The organism is Pseudooceanicola sediminis (assembly GCF_003575965.1).
Taxonomy (GTDB): Bacteria; Pseudomonadota; Alphaproteobacteria; order Rhodobacterales; family Rhodobacteraceae; genus Pseudooceanicola; species Pseudooceanicola sediminis.
The window spans coordinates 18,054-28,451 of the sequence record NZ_QWJJ01000012.1; the positions used below are offsets into that span (position 1 = coordinate 18,054).

A 10,398-nucleotide genomic window follows, 5' to 3' on the forward strand; every position below is an offset into this window, starting at 1 on the left:
GTTGCGCGGATTTGCCTCTTTTTTGCAGGCGGGTGGCAGGATAGATCAGGGACGATACGAAAGTCGCTGAAAAAGGTCGCCCCTGCATGGTCTTCTGGTTCGTCACGATCGCCCTGGCCTTTGGAGTGGCGCTGCTGCTGGGCCGCGCGGCGCTGCATGGTGGTGCGGGCGCAACCGGCCCGGCTGCGCAATTCGATATCCAAGTCTACCGCGATCAGCTGTCCGAGGTCGACCGCGACATGGCCCGCGGCGTCATCCCCCCGGCAGAAGCTGAGCGCCTTCGTACCGAGATATCGCGCCGCGTGCTGAGCGCGGACAGCGCCATGCGCAGTACCCGGCACACATTCGACGGGCCACTGCAACCTGCGACCGGTGGCGTGCGCCTTGTCACTGTGGCGCTTGCAGGTGTCCTGTTCCTGGCCGCGCTCGGGCTGTATGTCTGGATGGGCGCACCGGGGTATCCCGACCTGCCCCGCACGGCGCGCATCGACGCCGCAAAGGTCGCTCTGGAAAGCCGCCCCACGCAGGCCCAGGCCGAATCGCGCATGGATGGTCCCGTCACCGTTCCCGGCCTTAACCCATCTGACGATTATGCCGACCTGATGGGCAAGCTGCGTGCGACCGTCGCGGACCGCCCCGACGACATTCGCGGTTTTCGCCTGCTGGCCCAGAACGAAGCGACCCTTGGCAACTTCAAGGCGGGGTACGAGGCACAGGGGCGTGTCATCAAGCTGGCCGATGGTACGGCGACCGGCCAGGATTACGCAGATTACGCCGACATGATGATCCTGTCCGCAGGCGGCTTGATCTCTGCGCAGGCATCAGATGCGCTTCAGGCGGCGCTGCAACGCGATCCCTCGAACGGTACCGCCACCTATTACACCGGCCTGCTGATGGCTCAGACAGGGCGGCCCGACATTGCCTTCCGCCTCTGGGATGGCCTGCTGCGCCGCAGCGACGAAGATGCGCCCTGGGTGCCGCCGATCCGCAGCCAGATCGATCAGGTTGCACAGCGCGCCGGTCAGCCACGCTATACCCAACCCACGCCGCCAGAGATGCTGTCCGGTCCATCGGCTGCCGATATCGACGCCGCGGGCGACCTGAGTGTCGAGCAGCGCCAACAGATGGTTCAGGGCATGGTCGACAGCCTGTCGTCACGCCTTGCAAGCCAGGGCGGAAGCGTTCAGGAATGGGCCCGCCTGATCAGTGCCCTCGGCGTTCTGGAAGAAACTGCGCGTGCGCGGGCCATCTACGAAGAGTCAGTGCAGGTTTTTGCCGGGCAGACATCTGCGCTGGCCACCCTTGCCGCCGCCGCAAACCAAGCAGGAATTGCCGAATGATCGCCGACACAATCGAAGACTTCGCCACGCACCTGCCGCAAATGCGCGCCGTTGCAGGTCTCGACCTTGGGGAAAAGACCATCGGAGTCGCGGTCAGCGATACGTTTCTCAGTGTCGCCAGCCCGCTTGAAACCATCCGCCGCCGCAAGTTCACAGTGGATGCAGAGGCGCTGCTTGCCATCCTGTCCAAGCGCAATATCGGGGGTATCGTCATGGGCCTGCCGCGCAACATGGACGGCTCCGAAGGGCCACGGTGCCAGTCGACCCGCGCCTTTGCACGCAACCTGTCGCGCCTGACCGAAATCCCGATCTCATTCTGGGATGAACGCCTGTCGACCGTGGCCGCGGAACGCGCGCTGCTTGAAGCTGATACCTCTCGTCGGCGCCGCGCCGAAGTCATCGACCACGTCGCGGCCTCCTACATCCTGCAAGGCGCGCTGGACCGCCTCCGCTACCTGCGCGGGGGTGCCTTATGAGCCATGGCAAGGATATATGGCAGCGTGACGAGGTCTCCTCGCCCTGTATCAATGTCTGTATCATCCACCCCGAGGCCCGTCTGTGCACCGGGTGCCTACGCTCGATAGACGAAATTGCCAGCTGGTCGGGGATGACTCAGGACGAACGGCGCGCGGTGATGTCGCAACTGCCCTCGCGCGGACCACTCAAGGCAACGCGCAAGGGTGGGCGCAGCGGACGGCTGCGGCGTCAGGGCGATCAGGACTGACCCAGTGAAAAGGCGGGGACTGCGCCCCGCCCTGCCAACTCAGCCGTAAAACGTCTTGCGCAGCATGTTCAGCGCGACCAGGAACAGGAACCCTGCAAAGATCCGGCGCAACGGCCTGGGGTCGGTCGCATGGGCAAGCTTGGCCCCAAGGGGCGCTGTCAGCGTCGTCATGCAGATCACGACAAGGAACGCAGGCAGGTTCACGGCGCCTATGGTATAGGGCGGGCGCGATCCATCCGGAACGCTGACCAGAAGAAACCCCAGCACCGACGGCACGGCAATCAGCAGGCCAAAGCCCGCAGCCGTCGCCACGGCGCGGTGGATCGGGCGGCCAAACAACGTCATCGTCGGAACGCCAAAGCTACCGCCGCCGATCCCCATCAGCACGGACAGGAACCCCATCGATGGCGACAGGATCGCCCGCGTCACGCCGCCGGGCATTTCCGTGCCGATGCGCCATTCGCTTTTGCCAAAGGCCAGATACAGGCTGATGATCAGCGCAAGACATCCGAACAGCGCCTGCAATTCACGTGACGCCAGCTTCGACGCGATGAACACGCCGACCAATGCGCCAATGGCGATACCGGGCGCCCAGGTTTTCAGGATGTACCAATCGACCGCACCTTTCCTGTTGTGGCTTTGCAGCGACCGCATCGAGGTGACGATGATCGTGGCGAGCGAGGTTCCAAGACAGACCTGCATCAATGACGACCCGCCGCAACCAAGCGTCTGGAACGCATAAAAGAACGAAGGCACCAGCACGATACCGCCGCCGACCCCCAGCAACCCTGCCAGAACCCCGGCGATCCCTCCGATCACCACCAACAGGGCCACCATCGCCAAGACCAGTCCCATGTCGTCCATACCCGTTCCTTTCCCGAACCTTTTCCTGCGCAGACCTCAAGCAAGTTTCGCCTGAACTTGCAAGCAAGGTGATCACAGGATGTCCCACCGGGGCAAAGCCTCTTGCAAGGGCATCTGTGCATTCAAGCACCACGGGTTGTGCACAAACCCCGCTTGGCTTTGCCGCATTGCAGCGATACTGATCGAACTCACTGCGCCTAACAGAACCGGTTTTCCAAATGCTCAGATTTGCCCTCGTGCTGGGAGTTCTCGCTCTCACCAGCCCGCTTGCCATTGATATGTACCTGCCCGCCCTACCCCAGCTTGCCCGTGATTTCGGGGCGACCGAGGCTGCGGTACAGGCAACCTTGATCGGCTATTTCATTCCTTTCGGCCTCGCTCAGCTGTTCTACGGCCCACTTGCCGACGCGCGGGGACGCAAGCTGCCCCTGTTGCTGGGCCTCGGCATCTTCCTGGTCGGCTCGCTCGGCGCGCTGTTCAGCACGACCCTGCCCGGCCTTGTCGCATGGCGCGCGCTTCAGGGGCTTGGCGGCGCGTCTCTCATGGTGATCCCGCGCGCTGTCGTGCGCGACCGCTATACCGGACCGGACGCGACCAAGCTGATGGCCATGGTCATGCTCGTGATCTCGATTTCACCGATGCTGGCCCCGTTGTTCGGCACCCTGGTGCTTAACTTTGGCAACTGGCGCGCGATCTTTGCCGCGCTCGCGGTTCTGGCCGCCGTCGGGATTGCGCTGACAACCTTCGTGCTGCCCGAAACCATGGAGAAAGAGCGGCGGCGCCCGGTATCGTTCAGCCATATGGCGCGCGGTGCGAAGGTGCTGTTCACCGATCCGACGTTCATGGGACTTACCCTGGTCGGTGGTTTCGGCATGGCCAGCTTCTTTGTCTTCATCGCCTCTGCCTCCTTTGTCTACATGGGCAGCTTCGGCCTGACCCAGACGCAGTTCTCACTGGCCTTCGCCGTCAACGCCATCGGCTTTTTCGGCGCCAGCCAGGGTGCCGGAACCGTGGCGCAAAGCGTCGGCATGTCCCGGATGGTGCGCCTGGCCGTAACGGGGTTCTTCCTGTTCACGCTGTTGCTGTTCCTGCTGGTCCTTGCGGGCTACGGCTCCGTTTTCGTCATGGGCGGCTGCCTCATCCTGGCGAATGCATGTCTTGGTCTGGTCATTCCCACCTCGATGGTGCTGGCCTTGGACGAACATGGTGACATCGCAGGCCTCGCGTCGTCCATCGGCGGCACGATGCAGATGGTTGCAGGTGGTCTCATGATCGCGCTGACCGGACCGTTCTTTGACGGCACCGCCCTGCCGATGGCGGCCGCCATCGCGGTTTGCGGTCTCATCGCCTTCCTGTTGACGACACTCGTGCTCAACCGTCGCACGGCCACCGCCTGATTACCGCGAGTAACGTGCAAATGAAAAACGCCGGCTTCGACCGGCGTTTTTTATTGCTGCCCCATTGAGTTGGCGTCGTGCGCTAAGGTCCGGCCTTGCACGAAATGCGCCTTGCTTTCAGGCGGCATCACTGTCTGCCGCTTCGGCCTGCGCCCGCTGAAACGCTGCCAGTGCCTGCTCGACCAACGCCGGTCCCGCATCTTTGCGATGCGCGCCCTCCGATAGCATGCGCCGCCACACCCGTGCGCCGGGACGGCCCTGGAACATCCCCAGCATATGCCGCGTGACCTGTGCCAGCTTGCCGCCCGTCGTAAGATGGCCCTCGATATATGGTATCATTGCCAGCACGGCGTCTTCGGCGCTCAGGCCCGGTGCGGTGTCGCCAAAGATCCGCCGGTCCGCGTCGATCAGGACGCTGGCCGGATCGTGGTACGCCGCGCGCCCGATCATCACGCCGTCCAGACCTGCCGCGAGAAACGCCTCAGCCTGATCCAGAGAGGTCACGCCGCCATTCACCGACAGGTGCAACCCGGAAAACAACCCGCGCATCTGCTGCACCAACCCATAATCCAGCGGTGGGATGTCGCGGTTTTCCTTGGGGCTCAGCCCTTGCAGCCAGGCCTTGCGCGCGTGGATGGTAAACCGTTTACAGCCCGCAGCACCAACCCGCGACAGGAACTCGGGCAGGACCTCTTCGGGGATCTGCTCATCGACCCCGATCCGGCACTTCACTGTAACTTCGACATCCACCGCGTCGCGCATCGCACGCACGCAATCGGCCACCAAACCCGGATCCTGCATCAGGACAGCCCCGAAAGTGCCTGACTGCACACGATCCGACGGGCAGCCGCAGTTCAGGTTGATCTCGTCATAGCCGGCGTCCTGTCCCAACCGGGCCGCCTTTGCCAGCTCAGCCGGGTCCGAGCCCCCCAGTTGCAGGGCCACAGGATGTTCCGCCAGATCGAAATCCAGCAGGTGCAATGCCCCGCCGCGTACCAGCGCAGGCGCGGTCACCATTTCAGTGTACAACAGCGTATTTCGGCTCAGAAGGCGGTGCAGATACCGGCAATGGCGGTCCGTCCAGTCCATCATAGGCGCCACGGACAAGCGCGATGCGCGGCTTAGTTCGGACTCTGAATACTTTTTCACTATATCAGCTGCCCTTCTCGACGCAGAACATCACATGAATATTGCCCGTGCAGGCCCATCTAAGATCTTGGTTTTGCCAGACGCCATGAACAAGATCGGGATACCATAACCCACGACTAGGAGTCGAAGGCCGGCACAGAACGATGGTTCAGGCACCTATATGGTACAAATCATCTTTGCGCAAAAGGGGGGGGCCGACAGGCGGGAAGCTCGAACGTCAAGGTGCTGCCGCAGTCTCGGCCGGTAAAAGGGCCTACCTCTCCCCTGTCGACCCCTCATTCATAACGACGGCCGACGGCTTGGATTTTGGTATTCGCCCCCCCCCTCGCTGCGGCAAACGCGCGGGACGCATCACCCGTAAATGCCCCCCGCGCAATTGCCGCAGCGTCTGGTTGCGCAGCGTTGTCTGCGGTCTCACCCTGTCGGAGTCATAGCGTCGTGCCCCGCGTTTCGAACGCGCCGTCTTTTCACCCACAAACCTTCCTCGAATGAGAGGCGATACAGTTTCTTGTAGTCCATGATCATGCCCTATCGTCCCTGCCGGCCGCAGATCCGGGAGGGAGCCGAACCAAAGCCGCTTTTCGCTTATCCGCTGCATCCAGTTACCGATCTCGCCATAGTCCAGCAGGTATTCGCGCCGAACTGTCTTGGGGGCAGCAAAGGTCAGACCGCAGCCCCGCCACGTCGAGATGTCATCCTCACACATCCACCGGCGCGCCGCGTCTCGCCCCCTGGGTCGATGTCGTCAACTCTTGCCCGGGAGCACTGTCTGCGAGGCATTGTCGAGCGTGGTGTGGGCCAGCAATCGCTTGAGATTGGCATACTCGTCTTCCCATCCCTTCAGTACGGTCACCTCGGATCGTCCATTGCGCCAGCTTGCGGAAGGCCGCCGAGTCGAGGCCCCGCTCACAAGGCAACTCGGCGCGCCAAGAGGTCATCTGTCCGGGCCTTGACGTCACCTTATGGCAATATGACCAGATCAGACCCAACCCCACTGAAAGTGTCGAACAACCGACGATATTCCCGGATGTGTATCGCAATGCGTTGCTGACGTTCGGCACCAGACCGATGGATTTATCGCCATCGCGCGGTCAAGGAGACTTGGTGATGGACGCGATCCAGCCCAACGAGTTTTTTGGCACGTCCCCACACGGCCCGCATGCTCCATTGCCAGCGGTACGTCGCGAAGTCGGTGGCCCAAGACCGGGCCGCATATCGAGGCGACGTTCGCCTATCTCGCGCAGGACCTGGAAGCGCGAAGGACCCCGTCAGGCGGACATTCGGCAGCGTGAAGGCAAAGTTCGGCAGTCGGTCTTCAACTGACATCGTCAGACCCGGCCTTATCCGAAGAACACGTCGTCGGCCTCCTCCGGGACAGACATTGATCCGTGCTCCGGGAACAAGCGGTCATGAAGAACGCGCTCGGACTGCATCGTATAAGTCGCGCGGAGAGTGGCCAACAGCGTCTGCAACCCAGGGTCGGTTACGGCCATTGGCGCCATATGCCTGATTGGTGCAAAGACTCGGTTCATGCTGTCGACGAACCCCTCCAGACCATGTTGGGCCTCTAGCACCGGATCTCCCGAACCGATCTTTTCCATTGTCGCGGTCATGATTTCCAGTGTCTCACGAAGTTGCTGAACCTCCTTCTCCAGACTGGCCGCCCGTGCATGTGTTTCCAGATCTTCGTTCGATGTCAGCGACACGCTGAATATGTTCGCGTTCATCTCCTGCAAGGCCGCCAGTTCAACGATGCGCGATGTCTTGCTTCCAATCTGCGCGGTGGCGTCACGCAGCTGACGCGACACTTCCATCATCGCCTGCCCCTGCTGGCCGATGCGCCCCGAAACGAGGATGGCATTGACCCCGAGCAGGTGCATCTCCTGGTCCATCAGTGATGTGGCCTGCGACGCCACAGCTACGCTGCCGTAGTATTCCGCCAAAACGGACATCCCCGGTGCGATATCGCCCAGATCACCCGACATCTTTGTCAGATTGGCCGAAATCGCCGCCACAAGATTGGCAACCTCGCTCAGCGTATGGCCAACACCGCTACCCGCGATCGCCGCCATGTGACCAAGCGACCTGTGCCAGCTGTCTGAAATCCGGCGTAGTTCCGGGAGCAGATCAGCGTGCGCGACCAGCACAGCCTCACGCGTATCCAAGACCTGTTCGACCGCCAATGCCACGATGACCTGCCGCCATGCGGCGGGCCCTTCATCGGCTTTTTCCAAGATCGCCTGCGCATGTTCCAAACGCTGGCGCGACGCGTCGCCGACCTGCAACAGGGAAACGGCAATCTCCAGTTCCTTCGACATGCGATCAAGATCGCGCTCCGATTTTTGCGCGGCCATTTCCAGTTCTTCCGCGCGCACCGAGGCAACCAACTCGTTCAGGCGCAAGCGCAATCGCGTATGCCCAGACACGATCAATTTCATTGATCGGATCTCGGGCAGCATCCGGATCAGCTGGGCGTCCGCCTCAAACAGACGCACCTTCAGATTGGCCAGTTCGCGCACCGTCGCATTCAACAAAGTGCTTACATCCGACGCGAAATTGGCAAGGGATCCGTCGCTCTCCATGATCGAGCAACTGACAACCCGCGCGTTCGTGGCGATCATCGCCGCGGCCTTGATATCGCTGCTTTGATCCTTCAACTGGTTGCGCAGATCCGTCGCCTGCGACAGCATCTTGTCGGCCGTCTCAGACAGGAACAAGAACTGGTTCTCGACGCGCAGCAAATGCTGCTCGATCATCTCGGAGGAGCGCGCCAGTTTCTCCTGCCCCTTCAGTCCACCAAATTCCGCGACCTCTGACAAATTGTCGGTGACCGCGCGCACATCATCCAATAGCGCGAACAATCGGTCCGCTGCCGAACTGTAAGTTGGTTCGATCTGCATGAGCACATAGGCAATCGCGTCCCGAAGCTGCTTGGCTGCGCCTTCCGTGGTGTCACTCATAGGCGCCTGACCTTCCTTCCGGCATTTTGTATTTCCGCCGAGATACGCCCTAACGGAACCGCGCGATCAGAGGCGCCAAGTCGGCTGGCCTCGCCCGGCATGCCCCAAACGATCGAGCTGGCCTCGTCTTGGATCAACGTATCGGCGCCGGCGTCGCGCATTTCCAGCAAGCCTTGGGCACCGTCATCGCCCATGCCTGTCATGAGTATTCCCGTCGCCACCGCCCCCGCGGCAATCGCAACCGATCGGAACAGCACGTCGACCGATGGACGGTGCCGCGACACCTGCGGCCCTCGCATGACCTCCACGCGATATCCCTTGCCCTGGCGTTTCACGATCATATGGCTGTCACCGGGCGCTATCAGCACCAGGCCCCGTTCCGGTCGGTCACCATTCGCGGCCTCCCGGACATCGCAGGCGCAGAGCCCATTCAACCGATTGGCAAAGGCGGCGGTAAATTTTTCGGGCATGTGCTGGACGATGACCACCGGCGGGGTCGATCGGTCAAGCTTTGGCAGAACCTGCGCCAGCGCCTCGGTCCCCCCGGTCGAGGCGCCAACGGCAACAATCACCGGCAAATCCGGGGGCATGATCACACCCTTGCGCGGTGCGGGCAGGATTGCATCGGCTGTCAGCTTCGGACTGGGAGTGAACGGCACTGGCGGCGCGACTGGCATGGCGCGGGCCTGGCTGGTATAGCCGCGCATTCTCCCGGCGTGGGCTGCGGCCCGCACCGCATCCGTCAGCAGGATCTGCGCCTCCATCCGGGTTTCGCGGCTGCTCATGCGGGGTTTGCCGATGACCTCACAAGCGCCGATTTCCAGCGCCTTCATCGCGGCCTGGGATCCCGCTTCGGTATGGCTGGAGCAGATCACCACCGGAATGGGTCGCTGCGCCATGATCTTGGCCAGAAACGTCAGCCCGTCCATCCGCGGCAATTCCAGATCGAGCAGGATGACGTCGGGCAGTTCCGCGCGCATCTTTGCCGCTGCGTCAAAGGCATCGGCGGCACTGGCCAGTACGTTGATGCCCGGATCCTCTGAGAGGATCTCGGTCAGGGCGCGCCGGGCGCTTGCACTGTCATCCACGATCAGAACACGGATCCGGTTCATATTCTCCGTCCCTCTTGGCAAAAGACGCCTGGCGCGACCTGCATGAGATCGGGTTGCCGCACGATCATCGACTCGGAATGCCCCACGATCAGATATCCGCCGGGACGCAGCTGCCGCGCGCAGGCAGCCACGACCTTGCGCTGCAGCTCGGGTTTGAAATAGATCAGCACATTGCGCAGAAAGACCACGTCCAACCCCTGCTCCAGCACGTAGGGGAAATCCGTCAGGTTCAAATGCGCGAACCTGACCCTCGCGCGCAGTTCCGGTGCAATGCGGCACAGGTCTTCGCCATGTTTCCCTTTCCCGGTCATGACATAGGCCGCGCGCATGTCCGCCGGTACAGGTGCCATATCCGACGGCGCGTAGATCGCGCGCCGCGCAATTGCCAGTACCCGGCTCGAGATATCCGTGCCGAGGATTTTCCAATTCAGCCGTCGATCTGCCTCGGTCGCGCGCGCCAAGATCATGGCGATCGTCCAGGCCTCCGCTCCTGTCGAAGACGCCGCGCTCCAAACCTTGAAATTAACCGGCCTGCCGGGACGTTCACGGACCAGCGCTTCAGGGATCAGCCGTTCGGCCAACATGTCGAAATGCGCATTTTCACGAAAGAAATCCGTCTTGTTCGTGGTGAGCAGGTCCACGATGTCGGGCAGCTCGCTCTCCAATCCGCCGGCGTCGAACAGATAAGAAAAATACTCCGCCAAATTATTCAGCTCGAGCGCGATCAGTCGGCGTTTCAACCGGGATTCAATCATCACGTCCTTTGACGCGGATAGATTGATCCCGGTCTCCGACAGCATCATCTGGCGAAATTGCTGAACGTGCCGACTGTCCGCTTGCGATACGGCCATT

General features: G+C 62.0%; 9 protein-coding genes. 4 read left to right on the plus strand and 5 right to left on the minus strand.

The window, feature by feature from the left end; all coding sequences use genetic code 11:
* Positions 1–86 precede the first annotated feature (86 nt).
* From ccmI to DL237_RS13800, 3 genes are read left to right on the plus strand one after another with little or no spacing between them, the layout of a single operon-like run.
* Entirely contained in the window at positions 87–1,340 is a 1,254-nt protein-coding gene (gene ccmI, locus DL237_RS13790; RefSeq protein ID WP_119399665.1) for a c-type cytochrome biogenesis protein CcmI, read from the plus strand.
* Complete coding sequence (gene ruvX / locus DL237_RS13795) at positions 1,337–1,816, plus strand: Holliday junction resolvase RuvX (protein ID WP_119399666.1); 480 nt, start codon at positions 1,337–1,339, stop codon at positions 1,814–1,816. Before ccmI ends, ruvX begins: the two co-directional genes overlap by 4 nt.
* Entirely contained in the window at positions 1,813–2,064 is a 252-nt protein-coding gene (locus tag DL237_RS13800; RefSeq protein WP_119399667.1) for a DUF1289 domain-containing protein, read from the plus strand. Before ruvX ends, DL237_RS13800 begins: the two co-directional genes overlap by 4 nt.
* 39 nt (positions 2,065–2,103) lie before the next feature.
* On the opposite strand, the gene DL237_RS13805 is transcribed toward DL237_RS13800, so the two are convergent.
* Complete coding sequence (locus DL237_RS13805; protein ID WP_119399668.1) at positions 2,104–2,928, minus strand: sulfite exporter TauE/SafE family protein; 825 nt, start codon at positions 2,926–2,928, stop codon at positions 2,104–2,106.
* A 218-nt stretch (positions 2,929–3,146) separates the two neighbouring features.
* On the opposite strand from DL237_RS13805, the gene DL237_RS13810 reads away from it, so the two are divergent.
* A complete protein-coding gene (locus DL237_RS13810) occupies positions 3,147–4,325 on the plus strand; it encodes a multidrug effflux MFS transporter (protein ID WP_119399669.1) in 1,179 nt (392 codons plus the stop codon).
* Positions 4,326–4,442: 117 nt separating this feature from the next.
* Here the strand turns inward: DL237_RS13810 and dusA are convergent, their stop codons facing one another.
* From dusA to DL237_RS13830, 4 genes are all read right to left on the minus strand, one after another.
* Positions 4,443–5,474 (minus strand): tRNA dihydrouridine(20/20a) synthase DusA, encoded by a 1,032-nt coding sequence (gene dusA, locus DL237_RS13815; RefSeq protein ID WP_267897025.1) that lies wholly within the window; start codon positions 5,472–5,474, stop codon positions 4,443–4,445.
* Between the two features lie 1,340 nt (positions 5,475–6,814).
* Complete coding sequence (locus tag DL237_RS13820; RefSeq protein WP_119399671.1) at positions 6,815–8,434, minus strand: hypothetical protein; 1,620 nt, start codon at positions 8,432–8,434, stop codon at positions 6,815–6,817.
* On the minus strand, positions 8,431–9,546 hold the full coding sequence (locus tag DL237_RS13825) for a protein-glutamate methylesterase/protein-glutamine glutaminase (protein WP_119399672.1): 1,116 nt from the start codon (positions 9,544–9,546) through the stop codon (positions 8,431–8,433). The genes DL237_RS13820 and DL237_RS13825 overlap by 4 nt, the downstream gene beginning before the upstream one ends.
* Positions 9,543–10,397: a CheR family methyltransferase gene (locus DL237_RS13830; RefSeq protein WP_119399673.1), complete on the minus strand. Its 855-nt coding sequence runs from the start codon at positions 10,395–10,397 to the stop codon at positions 9,543–9,545. The genes DL237_RS13825 and DL237_RS13830 overlap by 4 nt, the downstream gene beginning before the upstream one ends.
* Position 10,398: the final 1 nt, after the last annotated feature.

Excerpts from the sequence above, each read along its gene's own strand:
- DL237_RS13800 (WP_119399667.1), top strand. The coding sequence starts at position 1,813 with ATGAGCCATGGCAAGGATATATGGCAGCGTGACGAGGTCTCCTCGCCC.
- ruvX (WP_119399666.1), top strand. The coding sequence starts at position 1,337 with ATGATCGCCGACACAATCGAAGACTTCGCCACGCACCTGCCGCAAATG.
- DL237_RS13810 (WP_119399669.1), top strand. The coding sequence starts at position 3,147 with ATGCTCAGATTTGCCCTCGTGCTGGGAGTTCTCGCTCTCACCAGCCCG.
- DL237_RS13825 (WP_119399672.1), bottom strand. The coding sequence starts at position 9,546 with ATGAACCGGATCCGTGTTCTGATCGTGGATGACAGTGCAAGCGCCCGG.
- DL237_RS13805 (WP_119399668.1), bottom strand. The coding sequence starts at position 2,928 with ATGGACGACATGGGACTGGTCTTGGCGATGGTGGCCCTGTTGGTGGTG.
- DL237_RS13830 (WP_119399673.1), bottom strand. The coding sequence starts at position 10,397 with ATGGCCGTATCGCAAGCGGACAGTCGGCACGTTCAGCAATTTCGCCAG.
- DL237_RS13820 (WP_119399671.1), bottom strand. The coding sequence starts at position 8,434 with ATGAGTGACACCACGGAAGGCGCAGCCAAGCAGCTTCGGGACGCGATT.
- ccmI (WP_119399665.1), top strand. The coding sequence starts at position 87 with ATGGTCTTCTGGTTCGTCACGATCGCCCTGGCCTTTGGAGTGGCGCTG.